Origin of the sequence: Cellulophaga sp. BC115SP (assembly GCF_009905545.1) — a bacterium.
In the GTDB taxonomy this organism is placed as follows: Bacteria; Bacteroidota; Bacteroidia; order Cytophagales; family Spirosomataceae; genus Flectobacillus; species Flectobacillus rivi.
In genome coordinates, this window is record NZ_JAAALB010000001.1 from 105625 (window position 1) to 124433 (window position 18809).

Below are 18809 nucleotides of genomic sequence, written 5' to 3' on the forward strand. Positions count from 1 at the left end.
TATGGTAGCGCAAATTATTTGGATTGTATTAAGAATTATAATCCTTACGGTCATTTGGATAGGAACACGAGTACAGGTAAAACGTGGTGACATTTCCGTAATCAATGCGGCTGGTGTTATTATGGGTACTTGCGTCTACTTTGGAATTGACCTTATCTTATTATTATTTGGTGGGTTCTTCGATAAACTATTCTAATCATGCTAATCAAATCCACACAGGAAATGAGGGCATTTTTAGGAAGAGCCATTTCCTCTGATTTCACCTTTGATTCTTTAAAACCTTACCTTGAGCTGGCGCAACAAGATTACTTGGTCAAAGCTTTGGGAGCTGAATACTGGGCAATTTTAGAAGCACAAGCCCTCAACAGTGAGGTAAACAACCCAATATTACCGCTTGTCAGCAGAGCTTTGGCATTTTATGCCTATCACAAGTATTTGCCCTATTCCATCGGCTTGGATAGCGACAACGGTTTACAAGAAACCGAATCCGATAGCACCAAACCTTTGCGAATTGGAGTACTTGAAAAACGCCAGCGAGAAACGATTGAAAACGCCTCTAATGCACTGGAATCAGTTTTACTGGAGCTATTCAAGAATAAGACCACCTACCAAGCTTTTTGGGCTACTCCCTACGGCATATCGCTCAAAAGTGTTTGGTTTCCAACCGCCACCCATCTTACTGATGTTTTGCCCTTGGTAGGTGGTTCGTATAGGATGTTCGTTAGTATCAACCGCTACTTTGTTTGGGCTGAGGTATCCAAGGTTTTACCAGTAATTGGGATGGCTACTTTAACACAAATCAAACAAGCGCATATCAACAACGCCACCGATGAGGTACTGGTCAATGCTTGTCGATTACTCAAGCAGTATATAGCTTGGGCAGCGTATGAAGAAGCCTTACTTTTTTTGAATGTGGTACAGCTCGGCAATGGGTCTTTGAGAGTCTTGAGTGAGTTTGATGGTATCAACAACACCAAAGCACCAGATGAGAAACTTTGGGCAGAATACAAACGGGGTATTCAAAACCGAACCGATGGGGCGTACAATGATTTGATAGGCTTTTTATCGAAGAATGTGGCAACCTTCAGCGATTTTGCTAATCAAGCAGCGTACAAGCCAGAACGTGGGCGACTACCCGACAACAGCAAGTATAAATCAATTTTTAGGATGAAATAGTAAATTTTTCTACACCATGTTTAAAAAACTTATTGCCCTGTTCTCCCTAGTTTTATTATTAAATCTCAATGGCTTTGCCTCTGTTTTTGACCTGTATTTTCCTCGATTGATTCAAGCTGAAGGATATTACTTTGTCATGGTTCAATATGATAAAGGAGGCGCCACCAAGTTTGGAATTACCTACGCCGTGTACAAAAATTGGTGTAATCGTACCACACTAATTCTTATCAGTTGCGATAAAGACAAAAACGGCAAACTGGAGGTGAATGATTTACGGATAACGACCCTGCTCGATGTCAAGCCAATTTATCTTACTAGATACTGGGAATTCCATCGGCTAAGTGAAGTCCATAACCAAGGAATAGCCGAAATCATAGGCGATATGATAATCAACTGCGGGACTGGTCGAAACCATGTACATGTCAAGACTATCCAAAAACATCTTGGTTTAAAGGCAGACGGTATCATTGGAACCAAAACCCTCGAAGCCATCAACAAGGCTAATCCTTCAAAGCTTTATAAGTTCATTTACCAGTATCGATCCAATTATTACAAAAAGATAGGGGTAGGTACTCAACGAAAGTTTTTAAAAGGCTGGTTAAACCGAATTTCTACACTAAAAAACGCTCATACCGATGAAAATTACATTGCTCTTTAGCGCCTTTATTTTTTGCGCTTTTACCTTTTTCGGTTCGTTAAATGATACCGTAAAAAGCACTAATCCTCACAAAGATTCTGTCCAAAAAATTACCCAAATCGCTACGATTCGTAAGACTATCGACAGTATCGATTCTCATTCTGAAGGGCTTTGCGATACCTGCGTGGCAGCATACAAAACGGTGATTATCGAGAACCGTTTGTTGGCCAAGCGTATTTCGGAGCAAAACTATGAAATGAGTAAACTCATTGAGCAAAACGATGCCATACTCAACCGCAAGCGGATAGCTAGGCGTTAGGGCTCAAACTGTTCCATCTTTTAATCCTATTGCTTGTATGCTCAATCAAAATTTGGGTGTTATCGAGAGACTTACTTCTCCTACCCCGTCCATTTTCAAAACCATCCGAAACATTTCCCTGGTATTGGCTGCAATCGGTGCGAGTATCGCCCAACTTCAGGCGCAAATGGAGCTTCCTGACTGGTTACTTTTAGCGGGTGACAAATCCGTTTGGATTAGCGGTTTACTCACTGCCTTGGTTTCACAGCTCACGGTGGACTACACTACCAAAGCCATTGTGGATGCCACCACAGAAAAAGCCGAAAAGGGGTATTTGAGATGAAATGGCTCGAATCACTGTGGATCTCCCAAACGACAGCGAGGCTGTTTGGCTTTGGGAACTCTGTAAAAAACTGGGCTATCAAATACAAGCTGTTCATTTTGGCAACGATTATCCTATTGATAATCATCCTAAACAGATGGCAACGTGTGAAAACGACTCAAGTTCAGACCTTACAGCAAACAGCCAAACAGCACCGCAATCAAGCAGAGCAGGCGCACCAAAAGGCTACTTCAGCCGAAAAGAAACTCGAAGATTTATCAAAGACAAAGCAAAACGATGAAGCTCAATTTAAGCGTAAAAGTGATTTTATTGATAGGATGTCTGGCGACAACCTGCAAAGCGCAATCGACTCAGCGTACAACTACCGATAGTCTTCGTCAGCTCCTTCCAAAAGGGTATTATGTCTTGACCGAACAAGGTGCCAAAGATGCCCTCAAAGCCAAAATGGAGGCTGATTTCCTCAAGAAACAAGTACTTATTCGAGATTCGGTTATTGCCCTAAAAGACACCATCATTAGCTACCAGAAAGTTGAAATAGCCGAAAGAGTTAATGTGGATATCCTTCAACAACAAGCCCTCAATAAGTCCAAAACCAAAGCGGTCTTAAAAACCATAGAGATTTGGGCATATCGAGCGGTAATAGTTCTCAAAATTGTAGGTTTATGGTAAAGGTTCAATTCAACGCATGGGAATTTGATATGCCCGAACGCTGGGAGGAATGTTCTCTTGAGCAAATCGCCAAACTCTCTCCATTGATTCACTGGAAAATAGAAGACATCTCAGAAACGGAACAGGAATATGCTGTTTTTATCCTCTTGGGTTGTAGTCCACAGTTTTGGAACGAACTAACCTTGGAAATCCAGCAATACCAAGCTTTGGTAAAAATTGCTCGTTTTGCTTTTGAGCAAAAGATAGTAGAAAGACCTTTTGCCGAATTCAAACACCAGGGAATTACCTACTTTGTTTTTGAAGAAAGCTTTGCTAATTCTGATGCGGTGGACGTTGCTTGGGCAAATATGCAGTATTTAGCTTTTGCCAATCCTGATGAACCTAATCTCGATGCGCTCGACGAATTACTGGCAACCTTGTGCCGTCCTGCTCGTAACGATCTCCACGAGTTCCAACAATCCAAGGACTGGGACGGCGATATCAGAGAACCATACAACGGTCAACGGGTAAAAGCTCGTGCTAAGGAATTTAAAAGCCTTGATATCGGAATCAAAATCGCTTTACTCCAATATTTCGAATCTCAAAATACCCTGTTTTTAGAATCCTATGCCAATATGATGGGTGACGATGGGCGTGCGCCTCGCTACGAAAACGGGATGGGATGGGTTACCATGCTCATGTCAGTAGCCGAAAAAGGTACTTTTGGCAATTTCGAGGCGGTTTGTCACCAAAATGTACACCTCGTATGGACCAAATGCCTTGATGATACCCTTGAGGTAAAAGAACAAGAACGTTTAATGGAAGCCCAAAGACTCAAATCATGATATCAAACTTTTCCCAAATGTTAGCCTTTTTAGAGGCTCAAGCAAAATCCACTACTGGCATAGTGGATTTTCGTCATGTAGGCTCAGCCGAATTTATCATTGAGCGTATTCAGAAGTATTACACCAGCAATTACAAGGAAGGCGCCTGTCTCTTTTTGGATACTTCAGAAGGAGTATTGCAACCTATCGAATACGATATCATGAATATTTCCTTTGTTCTGGGTGTAACTGTGCTCATGAAACCAAACTCCAACGACCCCGTAGAACAAGATGCTATTTGGAGCGAAACGCTCGATGCAAGCATTCGTTTCTTTTCGAAACTCAAGGAGCAAGAAGCTATTGTAGAAAATTCGGAATGGTTTGAGTGTGGAATCATAGAAAACAAACTGCATCAGGTTTCTAAAATCACCAACTCCAACGCGATGGGCTGGCGTAACGAAATCATTTTTACCTACAACATCGACAAGATTTTTAATCATTGTAATTGTAACTAATATGGATTCACTTGCTACTGGAATCAGTCACCTGCCTTTATGCTTTAGCAGAAATAAGCTTACCTATCATGTGGATGCCTTCGACCCATTGGTGACCCTGAGAGCTGGTTTACTGACCTATATCGAAATTCATACCCCAAAGGCTTACCAATCTGCCGAATTTGTCAAGCTTGCTGAGCGTGTGGCAAGCGAACGCCCCATGCAAATTTTGTCGGGTGCGCCTTTTTATTATGGGACTGATTTTGAGATTGATTCTATTTTGGATGGGTTATTGTCTTATTGCCCACCCAAATACAACCAAAACCAAATCATGGTTTGCGCCTCAATGACGATACCTTTTAAAGTCAAAAGCGCTATCAAAAATAATACTGGGGTACTGGGTACTGTTTCTACTTCAGATACGCTTTTTGCCATCAAAGCAGGTTTAAGCGCCGATCAATACCCTGGTTGGAAAGATAATTTTTTCACCAACTATTTTGACCAAAATAAACCCTTTTTAACATTTCATCCCAGGGAAAAAACTATCGACCGAGAACAACCGGAATTCTTATACTGGCTTTGTAATCTGCTCCCAAAACCCAGTAAAGTCAATGTTCGGGTAGAGGTCACTTTTTCGGATGGCAGCACTACCGTTCTCACACCTCAATTTTTGGTAAATCCTACACAATACACCGTTTACTGTATCCCTGTGGGATTTGTAACCTTGGGGCTTGATTTGCTCGAAACTGACACCAAAAAAGTAGTGGATTATCAAGTATGGTTAAGCAATGATGTCAACCAGCGCTTGACAGAAATACGAACTTATACCCTCGAAACCCAGTATTTTCCTAATACGAGGTATGTCATTTTTGTTAATTCTTTAGGAGGTTATGATACTATCCGAACCACTGGAACGGGACTAGGGAGCCTCAAGGTCAACCGTACCAAGGGCGAAAAAGTACTCGAAAGCAATTATCAGGCTTCGAGTGCTGAGGTATTTGTAACTGAAATCACGGGCAAAAAAGTACTCAATCTAAATACTGGCTATTTTGATGGCGACCAAACCGCCTATCTTAACGAGCTAATGTTTGCCAAAGAAATCTATTTGGTGTCAAACGATGGCTTTATTCCTGTTACACTTAATAGCGATGCTTATGATTATACCCAAGATAATGAGGATTTGGCAGGACGTACTTTTGAATTTGAATTTGCCAAAACCGAGAATGCTTTTTCGGACTTACCTACAGCTCCCCAACAAACTACCCGTGAGCTGGTATGGATTCCGTCAAATCCGTATTGTATCTATGACCCCGAAACGGGTCTGACTACAGGCTTTCAGGCAGCCTCACAATTGGTTTTGGCGTATAAAGACACGGGCGAAAAGGTAAAAGGTGTGCCTCCAAAAGATAATTTCCCAGGCACTGAAGGGTACTTTGCTCCTGCCCTTTCTTCGGCTTGTAGCGCTGGCAATGCTCCCTTTAAAAACACTGTAATTGCTCAAAAAGGCACTTATACCCGTAACAATTGTATCAACAGTTACGGCGATTACGCCACCATAACTGTACCAGCTAATACCTTTGGCGGACAGTCTCAAGAAGAAGCAGACAACCGAGCCAAAGCAAGATGGGCATTTCTCAATACTCAGGAATACGCTAATCTATATGCTTCGTGTCTTGCGGCGCCAGAATTTTATACCATGAATCCACAACCACCAGTCAATCAGTTCAATTACCGCTATGTAACCAAACCTAGTACCATGAACTGTCAAATTAACGGTGGACTTGGTGCAGCTTCGGGCAATAATGCTGATTTGGTATTTGGTAACCACTGGGCGATTCAGAACAATACCAATCCAAATTCCAAGGTGTATCCTGTGGGTAAAAATGATATTTTACTCCCGTGTGGTGAGTCTTATATGTTGACTATTTATGGCTGGGATAAATCGGTAAGAGTGAAGATATATGCAAACGGAACGTCTTTGGCGACCAAAACTATTACTCCAGCTGAATTCCAAGCAGGTGAAGGTGCATATATCTATCAAATTTCAGTGGCTATTCCCTCTCAAGCGAAAGTTTTTGTCTTGTTCGAAACCCTATGAAACTACTCATAAAAATTGCTGGACAAACGGTAGACGTTTCTCCAGATACAGCCATCAACCTTGTGCGAAAAAGTCCGGTGTTTCAGCGAGATGAAATTATTGGAGATTATGCCGAGGAAATCAACCTACCTTTTACCTTACAAAACGATAGGATTTTGGGGTATTTTAGGCATCCACAGTCAGCAACGGCTATCCAACGAATGTACTGTGAGCAATATGTAAATACCAATATGCTTACTCGTGGCTATGTGTTACCGATAGAAGCGATTGATAATTATCGACTGGCTTACACTTCTGGGCTTGCAGATGCTTTTGGCAATATCAGAACCAAAAGTTTAAGAAGTATCGACTTTGGAAGCATTGCTTTACCGACCAATTACAACAATACCCTAACCAATACCTATCAAAATGGTGGTTTTGTATTTCCCTGCATTTGGTCACCCGAATTTTACCAAAATCCCCCTGAAGGGTTCAACGGAAAAATCAATGACTATAGCAATGGCTATACCACCGGGCCAAAAGTACCCATGTTTTTTGTCAGGTATATTCTTGAACAAATAGCCTCACTTACTGGCTTTATTTTTAGTTTCGATACACCCGAAATCAACCATTGGATTATCTACAATACGCAAAGCTTGGATTCTTTAGGAGCGATTTTACCGCAAAATCATTTACCTGATTTAACAGTAGGGCAATTCTTATTGGAGTTTGCCAAGCTCACCAATTCGGCGCTGTTCTTTGATGTACCTAATCGTACGCTCCAGTTCAAAACCCGAAAAAGTATTTATCAATCTGAATGTACTTTGGACTGGAGCAAAAAGGCAAGCCCCATCAAAGGTAAAATTCCATTTGGATCATCTGGTTTGGAGTTACTGTTTACCGAGGATTCAAACGATGGAGTCACAAAACTTATGCCTCTTGAAAGCTACCTAAGTACAGGAGCCAACGAGGATATTACCAAAATCGAAACCGTTTGGAGTACCCTCCCTACGGTTAACGGTCTCCCTTATACCCTCCAGCAAGGCATCACTGTAGGGCAAAACGACAAAACATTTAGTCCAAGGATTTTACAATGGAGTGGATTACAAAACGGGATTCCCCTGGCAAAAGCAGAAACCAATTCTCTTGAGCTTTTTTGGAATACTACTAATGGGCTATTCAATCGCTATTATCAGGAAGAAGAATGGCTCAATCAAAACACCTTTATCATACCTCCAGTAACCTTGTACATAACCGAAAGTGATTTGGCACAGTGGACACCCGACCAAAAGGTCCATATCAACGGAGTAAATTATTTATTTGACCAAATCGAGTGTCCTTTACACAACCTCTCTCAAGGCTGTATTGGCACTGCTTACCGTGTTTATTGATGGAAGAATTAGAAAAACTTTTCGAAACAGAGCTAAACGAAATACAAGATGCTGCCGTCTTGTATTTCCAACGGTTTATCAAAGAACGAGGATTAGTGCTTACCAATGAGCTACACGAACAGTTCAAAAAATCGGTTATTGTTGTGGCAAGTGAGCTGTACGCTGAGGTAAAAATCAGTTTCCATCATTACGGAAGATTTTTGGATCTAAAAACTATGCAGTTCAGAGGGGGCAAACCCGACCCTGAAGGAGCGCTTATTGAAGGGTTAAAAAAGTTTATCGCTTTTAAAGGCTTATCAGATTTTAATGGAATACCTGGGTACTACGGCGCCAAACGAATGCCTATCACAAGCGTAGCTATCAACCGCCTAGCCTATGCAATGGCATACAATCGTGTAAACCGAGGAACAGTAAGACGTCGTGGCGACGGCTGGTACAACAAAGGAAGGTCAATGTTTGTAAGGGATGTTAGAAGAAGGATGCAGAGCTCAATTGCGGAGTTAATTACCTCAGAGATTGCAAAGAAAATGGAAATGACATAAAATTTAATAAGCATAGATTTAAAGAATAGGTATAGAAAAATTTAATGACATTCTGCACTGAAGACAGAATGAGTTCCTAGTTCCCTGAGAACCTGAAACATATCCATGTGCTTTGTATCTATCTGTTAAAGAAGTAAACTTTACTAAATCTTGAACATCCGTTGTAGAGACCCTCTGTCCAAATTTTTCAACGAAACCTACAGTTTGGTCGAGAGGTAATAGAGCATTGTAGTAATATATTCCATTAGGTTTCTTTTGAACCTCTAGTATTCCATATGTGATAGCCAATTTCTGATATACATATATATCACATGGATAATAAAAAATGGAGTTATATGCCGAATTCACATCACCATTTATATGCTTATTATTTTTGGTGATGTTGCTAAAAGTCATTTCTTCTAAAACTTGAAATGTAAGTGGGGACTCAATTCGTCCGCATGTGTTGCAATAACAACTTGTAATAGTTTGATTCATGTTGAAATGATTTAATAATGATTATATTTTAAAAACCAAATTTTTACACAAAAAAGTTCCTTAAGAATGAATAAATTTTCAAATTATTGATTAATTCATTAGAAGAAGGTCGATGTTTGTGAGGGATGTTTGGAGAAGGATGCAGGGAGCTATTGCGGAAATCATTTTGAAGCAAATGAGTAAAGTCCTAACTTTATGAATACAAAGATGAAAAATGGAACAATTTATTGAATCATACAGCAATAGAGATATTTCTCTACTAGTTTGGACTTTAATTATTGGTGGAGCATTTTTGATATTCACCTATTTTAAAACACCGGAAATTATAATCTCAGTTTGGAAAGCATTTACGCCTTTAGTAGGGTTTTTACTATTATTTATGCTTTATTATTTAGCATTAATTCTTTTTCTATTTAAAACAGGTTTCTGGAATTATTCATTATTAAAGGACACTGTATATTGGTTTATAGGTGCTGGATTCACTTTATTTCTTGATGTAAATAATATTAAATCAATTGAAGATATAAAGCATAAAATCCTTGAAGATATTAAATTGGTTGCGATATTTGAATTGTATCTTTCTACTTATACATTTAGCCTTGGGATTGAATTATTACTCCTTCCTTTCATCACAAGTCTCGTACTATTACACGAGATAGTTAAAAGAAAGTTTGGTGAATTTCACCAAACCAGTGTGAGATTAGAAAAAATATTATCATTAATCGGATTTGTACTTGGTATTTACATCATTGCTCTATCAATTAAATATGGTGATTTTTTCACGCTAAGTAACTTAAAAACCCTAGTGCTTCCTTTTATAATTATTCTTGGTGTATCTCCTTTTATTTACTTACTCGTAATCTATGTTATTTACGAAAGTATTCATGTCAACTTTGTTTTCTTTATCAAATACTACAACAAAGATTTTAGAAAAGTATGGTACTTTCCATTAAAATTTGCGATGCTTAACTTAAATAAACTCGAATATCTCAGTAATAATTTATATAAAATACAATTTGACACACGATATGAATCATTCGAAGACTTTAAACGAATTATCCGTAGTCCTGTAAAGTACGATTAATTTTATCCTACCAACCCAAATACCCCCCCCTTACCTTGGTATAGAATAATCAAACTATTCTATACCAATGAATCTTGTAGAAGAAAGCACCGTAGTTTTTCGCCTTGATGGGCGCCCCTTCCTTAGCGAACTCTCCCAAATAGAAGCTCAACTCGTAGAAGCCAAAGACAAACTTGCTGGCCTTGAAAAAGGAACCAAAGAATGGGCTGACCAAAAGGCTGTTGTCCGTGAGCTGGCTAGTGCTGTCGAAACAGCTCGTCACCAAATGGACCTTAGCGAGCTAACCGTTAAACAACTCACTGACCTTCAGCGCGACATGGTGAAAGTCATGAAGGATAGTGTTGTCGGCTCTGACGAATATAATGCTGCGGCTCAAAGGCTATCTGAAATCAATCCCATTTTACAAGGTGTACGAGACGATATGCGAAGCCTTGGCGAAGAACCCGAAAAGCAAAAAGGTATTTGGGAACAATTCAAAGAAGATTTTACTCGTGCCTTTTCGGTTGTTTCAGTTTTTGAAGCAGGAAAAGCCGTTTATGATTTCGTATCAGACAGTGTTAGAGAATTTAAGGTTTTCCAAAGTGCAGCGGCTGATTTATCTGCCGTTACTGGAGCAACAGGTGACGATCTCAAATATCTTACCGATACAGCTAAACAAACAGCACCAGAGTTTGGCATGATGGGAAACGAAATGTTAGAAGCTTACAAAATGATGGCTTCTGCTAAACCCGAATTGCTCGACCAAAAAGAACTACTTGCCTCTACAACCAACGAGGCCATCAAATTAGCTCAAGCAAGTAAAATGGAGCTAGGTCCTGCAACCGATGCCCTTGCCAGTAGCTTAAACCAGTTTGGAGAACCAGCCAGCTCAGCCAGTCGCTTCATTAACGTAATGGCAGCAGGTGCCAAAGAAGGCTCAGCCGAAATCAACGAAATGGCAGCCGCCCTCAAAAATTCAGGTACTGTGGCCTCTGCTTCCAAGGTTAGTTTTGAGCAAACCAATGCCATTTTACAATCCCTCAGTACGATTGCCTTAAAAGGTGGCGAAGCTGGTAATCAGCTAAAGAATGTTTTGCTAACCCTATCCGCAGGTGCTAAAGAAACCAATCCACAGGTGGTAGGTCTGGACAAAGCCATTGAAAATTTAGGTAATAAGCAACTTTCAACGGCTGAAATTGCCAAGCTTTTCGGTAAAGAAAACGTAGTGGCTGCACAACATATCATTACACATGGTAAAGAAATCACTGAATTAACCAAGAAACTTACTGGTACTTCTGAGGCTTATTCTCAAGCCGCTAAAAATACAAATACCCTTGATTTTCAAACAAAGCAAGCAAGTTCAACAGTTTCAACACTTAAAACAGAAATTGGATCAGGTCTTGAACCTATTTTAGTAAAGGTAACTGCAGGCTTTATCACTTTTATAAATACCATAAGGGCTGTACCCTCATTCGTTCGTGAAAATAAGGATATGTTCATTGCCCTTGGGGCGGCAATATTGGCTTTCAATGGGCATTTAATTGTAGCAACGGCCTCAAGTTTAGCTCATGCGGCAGGTGAAAAAGCGGCTACAATTGCCAAAACTGCAAGCACATCCGCTCAATGGTTGTTAAATACAGCACTTACAGCCAATCCCATCGGAGCAGTAGTAGCAGGTATCGCCTTACTAGTTGGTGGTCTAGTTACCTGGTACAAAAACTCTGAATCTTTGCGAGCTGTAATAAATGGTTTATGGGAAAGTATCAAAGTAGGGGTTGATTATGTACAAAAGCTCACCACTAAAATCACGTCATTTATCCAAGAATCAACCCTGATTCAAGGAGCTGTAGGCGTAATAAGTACGGGAGTAGAAAAAATGATGTCCATTCTAAATACAGGCTGGGCAATTGTTAGCACTGTGCTGGGATACCTAAAAACTGGAATTGTTGCTCTAACTGCTCCAATCAATAGTTTTATAGCTCTAGCGCAAAAAGCAGTTGGAATATTTACAGGACTATTATCTGCTATTACTCCAGATATATTCAAACAAGCTGGTAATAAAATTGGCACTGCATTTTCTCAAGGCTATGCAGAAAAGATGAACGAAGGTAGAAAAGCCCAAGAAAGTGAACATCAAAAGCATCTTAATAATACCGCCGACGCTTCCAAAAAGACTACAAAAGCCATTGCCGAAAATGACGTTTCGGAGCATAAAGAAACCCTTTCTAAAAAGGAAATAGCAGCGGCTAAACATCGTCAGGAGGAAATAAAACGTGCCAAAGAAAAAGCACAAAAAGAACGTGAGGACCAATTAAAAGAAGAAAATCAAGCGCTCAATGAAATCAAAAAGATGGATATTGAGCGTATCAAAGACGAAAATACCAGGGAAGTTGCCCAGCTCAAGTTTAAACACCAACAAGAATTGGCGCAAATTGCCCAATCCAAGGCTAGCCAAACTACCAAAGCTGCATGGGAAAAAGCCCTTAACGATAAACTCATTCGTGATATTGATGCACTAGAAACCAAAGCTCGAAACGAAAAAGTAGCCGATGAGAAAAAGGCAGCTAGCGAAATCGCCAAAGACCAAGATACTAAACGTCAAGCCAAAATAAAGAACTCATTCGATGCTGAAAAAGCCATTAATGAGTTTGAATTACTAACGGCTCGAAATAATCAAAACGAAATTCAAAGGTTAAAGCTTCAGCGCCTCGATATCGAAAAGCGAGAAACCTTGGCTAAACTTGATGCTGAATTACAAGCCGAAAAACGAACCCTTCAGGAAGCGTATGAATCTGAAGTAGCCAAAGCGGCAGCCTCTGGACGAGACACTACTGAAATTCATAGAAGGTACCGAGCTGACCAAATGAGTCTCGATCAAAAGTATTTGGCTGAAAGTTCGCTTGCAATCGCTAACTATCAACAAGTAAAAACCAAGGAGCAGGAAGACCACAACAAACTAAGAGAAGAAAATCACAAAAAGTTTTATGCAGGTCTCAAAGCCTTAATGGATGGCGATTATAATGGTTTTATCGATGGACTCACCGCCAAACTTGGAGCTGATACCAAAAACCTAGATGCTAGAACCAAAAATTTTATTAGTCATACCGATAAGGTTGGAGAATATGCCAATATGGGTTTTGACTTTTTGAAAAAACTCAGTGATTTGCGCCTACAACAAGATGTAAATAACCTCAACAAAGAAAAGGAAACTCAGCTTAAAGCTTGGGAGGAAAAGTACAGTAAAGGACTCATCAGTAAAGATGAGTACGAGTCTAAAACCGACGAACTTAACAAACAATATGCTGCCAAAGAACAACAGCTAAGAAAAGAGGCCTTCGAAAAGCAAAAGAAAATGGATATTGCCCAGGCACTGATTAATGGCGCTTTGGCAGTGGTAAAATCCTTAGCGATGTTTGGGTGGCCTTTTGGTCTCATTGCAGCGGCAGCAGCTGGTGTAATGACAGCAGTACAAGTGGCATCTATCAGCTCCAGAACTTTTGCCCAAAAAGGGGCAGTCATCAAAAACGCTGGTGTACCACAAGGCTCTAGACATGGAAACAAATATGGGGATGCAGGTATCCAACTAATCGACCGTACTACTGGCCATGAAATTGGAGAAATGGAGGGTGGTGAACCTATCATGATTTTGTCGAGGAATACCTACCAAAACAACAGGCCTGTAGTAGATAAGCTTTTACACAGCTCTCTACACCGGAACGGTGCACCTATTTACCGAGATGGTGGTTTGATGTTCGACAACGGTGGTACACTTGATGAAAGTGTACAAGACCGTATTCGAGAAAAACGAGAAGCAGAAAGACAACAACAAGAGGAAAAACAGCAAAGTGATGCAGTTCAAGCCGAAGCAAATACTACTGCAGGGGACGGCAATAGCCCAGCGGCAAACAATGGCATGGGCGATACCACTGCTCAAGAACAGGCCATTGCCGAAAATACCAAGCTTCAAAAGGAAATAGCTTCAGGGGTTACCAACACGGTACAAGAACTCAAGGATAGTAATCTAACCGAAAGAGAGATTTTGTCCGAGCTTAGAGGAATGCGAGGTGACATGAATCGTCTTTTGAATAGTATCAATTCAAACACCGCCAAAACAGCAGACCGAACCGCCAACCTTAGCTCTTTGGCAGTTATTGCTAGTAAGTTCAAGTAATCCTATAGTACTGGGAATGATTCCAAAATCTCAGATTCAAGGAACATTCCCAGGCTTTTCAAGTACTTATCAGTTTGCTCAAGTGAGCTATGACGGCACATTCTTTGAATCAGTTTAATATCCTTGGTAGCCCGATAGAGCGCAATTACACCAGTATCTTTCCACGAGTATTGAGAGTAATTTTTATTCTTCAAATTCAGTGCATCAAGTACTTTCGCATGCTGAAGATAAAACCATCTATCCCCTGGACACTTCAACCCCGGACGACCTTGTAAAGTAAAAATGTAAAGCTCTGGATCATAATCTCGGAGTTTGTATTCCTGTATCAATTCTTCAAGTCCTCTCGATATCTGAACATATTGAGTTTTTCTATTTTTGGCGTCATCAGAACGTACTCTAATATAGTGCTCTCCAATATCTCCAATTTTCAAATTACGAACCTCTTCCCCAGGGCGAAGGAAAGTATAATACATAATGGCCAAGTATAACCATAGTTGCGGATTTGGATTAGTTTCTGTAAGATATGTTTTAATTAATGCTCTATCAGTATCTGAAAAAGCCACTCGTTTTCCAATTTCTATAGGCAAACTTTCCATTTCAGTAAAGGGATTCTCTTTTACAATTTTCCGACGCATCAAAAAATTAAAGAAGATACTCATCGTTCCAATGCTAGTCTTGGTGGTCTTATTCGAGAGCTCCAAACCTCCCTCTCTCCTTGTCTTCAGAAGGTGGTCGAAAAACTCAAAAGCCATTTGACCAGAAAACTCCGTAACCTCTCTAAAATTTGGATAGTACTTAATCAGAAAATTAGTGTAGCGTTTAAGATGTGATTTATAAGTCCGTAGAGTATTTCGCTTTTTGGTATTTTGTGTAAACTTGAGAAACAAAGAAACATAATCAAAGACAGTACTTTTCTTTTCTTCAGCCTGAGGGCTTACGGGTAAAACCTTCTTTTTCTTATCAACGGTATAGGCTCCATTCTTCAACCAGGTACTTATCTCTTTAATAAGGTTTTTAGAATCCTTATAACGCTCTTGTGCTGTAGTTCCTTTAGGAGTCAAACGTTTCCTTTCAAGCTTCGCTAAATCAATATTCCAGATATAGAAAGTTATCAACCAAGGCTTAGAAACATCCCCGTTGTAGTCATTCAAACGGGGTAGTCTAAACTCGTATTTGTATTCCTCTTTTGATGCTTTTACTGCCATTTTTTGTCTGTTTACTGCCAAATTTTTGCCATTCCGAGGGGTATAAACGCAAAAAACCGCTTATACAGGCCGTATAAGCGGTTTTTAATAGTGGAGACGGAGAGATTCGAACTCTCGTCCAGACAAGGAAACTCATAGCTTTCTACACGTTTAGTCTTGATTAATTGTCGGGAATACTTTGGTTCAAGCCGGACCAAAAATACTCCTTAGACTCGGTATACTAAATTTTACTCAGAGACATCAGTAAAACCCGACTCTGCTTGTCGTCACCCCAATTCCACACGGCAGAGTTTGGCATGGAGGGATGTGGCAGGAAGCATCAACCTAGTTGAAAGCGACCTAAGACTTATCCTAAATTAGGAATTAAGCTGCCATGGCATACGAAGTATTGCCAGTTATTGTTTGAGTTGATTTTTAACAGGAGGTCTACCCTACTCCCGACGTGCTTACTATCAGAATACACAAGCTGTCAATACCGGTCGTCCCCAGTATTTTATCTTATTAAGGTGCAAATATAACAATAATTCATCAATTTCTAAAATTCAAATCAATTATGCGTATATCGCTCCTGCAAATCTCATAATCGGTGAGATTAAAAAATCTTCAATACTCTAATAGCTAATTATTTCACATTGGGTATTTGTCGAAAGCCTCAACATTTTAAATTCCCAGTTTTATACCTGCATAAATCGTCCTTCCCGCTGCTGGTTCATAATATCTGTTAGCAGTGGCATTGATTTGAATATTGGCAAAATAAGCAGTATCAAAAAGATTGTTTACTCCCACAAATGGCTCAATTATAATTCCTTTCAAATGTTTTTGCCAACCTGCACGCAAATTCAAGGTTTGGTATCCATCTACAGAAACACTATTGGCATCATTGGCATACATCGACGATACACTTCGGAATTGCGCTACTGCAAATAGTCCTGATTTTGGAAAATACCTTAACTCTGCGTACACTTGATTTGTAGGAATCCCAGGCAAACGATTTCCAGCAAATTCTCCTGCCAAAGTTCTATAACTTGAGTACACAAAATCTGAGTAAGTATAATTGAGATACGTCGTCAGTGCTGGGATAATTTGATAACTTAATCCCAATTCTACACCTTTTCGGACAGACTCTCCTGCATTTCTATAAAAAGTACGCCCCACTTGATTAGGTAATTGATAAGGGACAATTTCACCCTGAATATTGATCTGAAAAATGCTTAAGTCAATTCTGGTTTTATTACCTAACCACGCTTTATACCCTAATTCATAATTTTGCGATTTTTGAGGATTCAGGTCTGGATTGAATCCTCCTTGACCAGTTGGATTATTAGTCAATTCATTGAGAGAAGGAGTTTCGAAATTACTTGTAAAGTTGGCATATAAGGTATTTCGAGGAGAAAGACTGTATGATACTCCAAACATAGGGCTAAATCGTTGAAAATCTCTCTGAGCCGACTGATTGCCATCTGACAAAAATTTATCAACAACTCCTATTCTTATCCAGTCATAGCGTGTATTTAATACTACTCTCAAAGCTGGTAGTGGGGCAAATTCTTGTAAAATATATGCTCCCGTATTATCAAAACTCTCTTCTTGGTCGAGGCGAAGCGTAGTGCGTACTCCTAATTTGTTATCATATCGTTGACGATTATCGGTTTGATTTTCCAAATCTAAACCTGTTCGTAATTTATATCCTTTCGTAGAAAACTGATATGCAAGTCCTCCACCCCAAAATACTCGTTGAAAGGCTATTTGTCCACTTGCTTCAAAGGCTTGATTGGTATTGAAATCACGATTTATTACAAAGGCTCTTGCGTTGATAGCACTTTTTTCTCCAAGTTTTTGGTCAAAAATTAACGCATTCCTCAACTGATTAAAAGATTCAGTAGTATTATAATCAACATTGGCTTTTCGAGCTTGGGTTCGGTCTTTATTTACCTCCTCAATAGTCAAGCCTCCTGGGTCTTCAGCTTTAGGACTATTGATATAAGTGGTCAGCAAACTTAATTGTGTTTTTTCCGAGGGACGAAATCCTATCTTGAGATTCAACAAATTGCGTTCTAAAGCACTCTTTTGACGATAACCCACACTTTCTAGTCTTGATACACTTCCCAACACCGACCATGCACCCCAAGAAGAGCCAAACTTTACTTGATAGCGCTTTAGACCATAACTTCCAAAAGTGCTCGATATTTCAGCGTAAGGCTTAGTAGGCATACTTTCGGTCTGCAACGAAATTACCCCTCCTGAGGCATTTCCATAGATGCCAGCTGTTGCTCCTTTTAATACTTCTATTCTTTCTATTAATCCCACATCTATATTCCCCAATTTGGCGGTTCCATCTGGCGTTGATTCTGGCACGCCATCAAGGACAATTTTTAGCCCACGAATCCCAAAGGCAGCTCGAGCACCAAATCCTCTAATCGAAATTCTTAAGTCCTGAGCAAAGTTCTCAGAGTTCATGGCAAATACCCCAGGAACTGTATTGAGTGCATCAAACAATGACAATTTGGTTTGCCCTATTTGCAAACGAGCTTTTCCTAGTGTTGTAACTGATACTGGTAATTGGTTTTCTTTTTGAAGAATTCGTGACGAAAGTACGGTGACTGGCGCTAATTCTTTGGCTATATTGAGCGTATCCGGAGAAGGTTTTTGTGCCTGAATACTAAAAGGAATTAAAAATAGAAATAGGGCGCATTTCATGTGTTATACAGAAAAAGAAGGGTTGACTTGGTTGCATTAAGACTATTGTAACTCAAAGCATAAAGGTACAATCAAAAAAACAAAACCCCGAAAAGTTTAGCTCTTCGAGGTTTATTATTTGATTAGGTATTTACTGGTAAAGTAAGGATTAAGGTCTTTTGATAAATACAAATCATGTATTTGTATAGCAAGGATTACAATGCTTTTGATAAGGATGAAAGATGGGGTTCAAAGTCAAAACATCCGCCAATGTTTATAAAACCCCACCAATTCAAACCTGTTCTACATTGAGACAATCACTGCTTTATGCTCCAAACATCCGCCAATGAAAGAGCACGATTTTAAACAGATTGTCGCCAAAATATAGACTGAAGGTTACTTAATAGAAACCAAATATTGTTACCTATCCGCTATTGTGCGAAAGAGGAATTAAAGACAAAACAAATTTCATGTACGTCCAAATTAACTTTGGGTACAAAATCAAAAATTGAGATTAGTTGAAGTATTCTTTAAAGCAAGCTAACATCTTTATCAAAAGATGCTTTTTAAAGAAGTTTTAGCTAATAGACTTTCTGTATATTAGGCGAACACAAAAAATCAATAACTACTCCATGTGCTTTTGTAGCGGCAAAAGAATGGAATAAAAAATTAGAATAACCTAAGGCTCAATGTTATTCCAAGGCGATTATGTTATCTCAAAATACAATCATCATGCCAAATGGCAGAAAAGAAATGAAATCGTCCAAATTTTATAACTTTGCTCAGA

The 18809-nt window shown here is 39.6% G+C and carries 16 protein-coding genes and 1 other RNA gene; 14 read left to right on the forward strand and 3 right to left on the reverse strand.

Annotated elements, in window-relative coordinates; genetic code table 11:
- Position 1 precedes the first annotated feature (1 nt).
- The 14 genes from GVN22_RS00505 to GVN22_RS00570 all read left to right on the forward strand — a co-directional run bounded on the left by GVN22_RS00505 (position 2) and on the right by GVN22_RS00570 (position 14141).
- A complete protein-coding gene (locus GVN22_RS00505) occupies positions 2 to 196 on the forward strand; it encodes a hypothetical protein (RefSeq protein ID WP_166549113.1) in 195 nt (64 codons plus the stop codon).
- A 2-nt stretch (positions 197 to 198) separates the two neighbouring features.
- Positions 199 to 1176, forward strand: a complete 978-nt coding sequence (locus GVN22_RS00510) for a DUF6712 family protein (protein WP_166549114.1) — start codon at positions 199 to 201, stop codon at positions 1174 to 1176.
- Between the two features lie 16 nt (positions 1177 to 1192).
- The gene (locus tag GVN22_RS00515; RefSeq protein WP_166549115.1) at positions 1193 to 1834 is read left to right on the forward strand and encodes a glycoside hydrolase family 108 protein; all 642 of its coding nucleotides are present in this window, start codon (positions 1193 to 1195) and stop codon (positions 1832 to 1834) included.
- The gene (locus GVN22_RS00520; RefSeq protein ID WP_166549116.1) at positions 1812 to 2132 is read left to right on the forward strand and encodes a hypothetical protein; all 321 of its coding nucleotides are present in this window, start codon (positions 1812 to 1814) and stop codon (positions 2130 to 2132) included. The genes GVN22_RS00515 and GVN22_RS00520 overlap by 23 nt, the downstream gene beginning before the upstream one ends.
- A gap of 37 nt (positions 2133 to 2169) precedes the next feature.
- Positions 2170 to 2454 (forward strand): hypothetical protein, encoded by a 285-nt coding sequence (locus GVN22_RS00525; protein ID WP_166549117.1) that lies wholly within the window; start codon positions 2170 to 2172, stop codon positions 2452 to 2454.
- 1 nt (position 2455) lies between these two features.
- Entirely contained in the window at positions 2456 to 2734 is a 279-nt protein-coding gene (locus GVN22_RS00530; RefSeq protein ID WP_166549118.1) for a hypothetical protein, read from the forward strand.
- Positions 2731 to 3123 (forward strand): hypothetical protein, encoded by a 393-nt coding sequence (locus GVN22_RS00535; RefSeq protein WP_166549119.1) that lies wholly within the window; start codon positions 2731 to 2733, stop codon positions 3121 to 3123. Before GVN22_RS00530 ends, GVN22_RS00535 begins: the two co-directional genes overlap by 4 nt.
- A complete protein-coding gene (locus GVN22_RS00540) occupies positions 3117 to 3947 on the forward strand; it encodes a hypothetical protein (RefSeq protein WP_166549120.1) in 831 nt (276 codons plus the stop codon). Before GVN22_RS00535 ends, GVN22_RS00540 begins: the two co-directional genes overlap by 7 nt.
- A 17-nt stretch (positions 3948 to 3964) precedes the next feature.
- Positions 3965 to 4441, forward strand: a complete 477-nt coding sequence (locus GVN22_RS00545; RefSeq protein ID WP_166549121.1) for a hypothetical protein — start codon at positions 3965 to 3967, stop codon at positions 4439 to 4441.
- Position 4442: 1 nt separating this feature from the next.
- Positions 4443 to 6518, forward strand: coding sequence for a DUF5977 domain-containing protein (locus GVN22_RS00550; protein WP_166549122.1), 2076 nt, complete (start codon positions 4443 to 4445; stop codon positions 6516 to 6518).
- Entirely contained in the window at positions 6515 to 7888 is a 1374-nt protein-coding gene (locus GVN22_RS00555) for a hypothetical protein (protein ID WP_166549123.1), read from the forward strand. Before GVN22_RS00550 ends, GVN22_RS00555 begins: the two co-directional genes overlap by 4 nt.
- Positions 7888 to 8430 carry a hypothetical protein gene (locus GVN22_RS00560; protein WP_166549124.1) on the forward strand — a complete coding sequence of 181 codons (543 nt, stop codon included), beginning with the start codon at positions 7888 to 7890 and terminating at the stop codon, positions 8428 to 8430. The genes GVN22_RS00555 and GVN22_RS00560 overlap by 1 nt, the downstream gene beginning before the upstream one ends.
- Before the next feature lie 691 nt (positions 8431 to 9121).
- Positions 9122 to 9991, forward strand: coding sequence for a hypothetical protein (locus GVN22_RS00565; protein WP_166549125.1), 870 nt, complete (start codon positions 9122 to 9124; stop codon positions 9989 to 9991).
- Between the two features lie 67 nt (positions 9992 to 10058).
- A complete protein-coding gene (locus GVN22_RS00570; protein WP_166549126.1) occupies positions 10059 to 14141 on the forward strand; it encodes a phage tail tape measure protein in 4083 nt (1360 codons plus the stop codon).
- Positions 14142 to 14143: 2 nt separating this feature from the next.
- Here the strand turns inward: GVN22_RS00570 and GVN22_RS00575 are convergent, their stop codons facing one another.
- The 3 genes from GVN22_RS00575 to GVN22_RS00585 all read right to left on the reverse strand — a co-directional run bounded on the left by GVN22_RS00575 (position 14144) and on the right by GVN22_RS00585 (position 18043).
- Positions 14144 to 15346, reverse strand: coding sequence for a site-specific integrase (locus tag GVN22_RS00575; protein ID WP_166549127.1), 1203 nt, complete (start codon positions 15344 to 15346; stop codon positions 14144 to 14146).
- Positions 15347 to 15434: 88 nt separating this feature from the next.
- Positions 15435 to 15833, reverse strand: a transfer-messenger RNA (tmRNA) gene (gene ssrA / locus GVN22_RS00580).
- Positions 15834 to 16006: 173 nt separating this feature from the next.
- Positions 16007 to 18043, reverse strand: a complete 2037-nt coding sequence (locus GVN22_RS00585; protein WP_166549128.1) for a TonB-dependent receptor — start codon at positions 18041 to 18043, stop codon at positions 16007 to 16009.
- Positions 18044 to 18809: the final 766 nt, after the last annotated feature.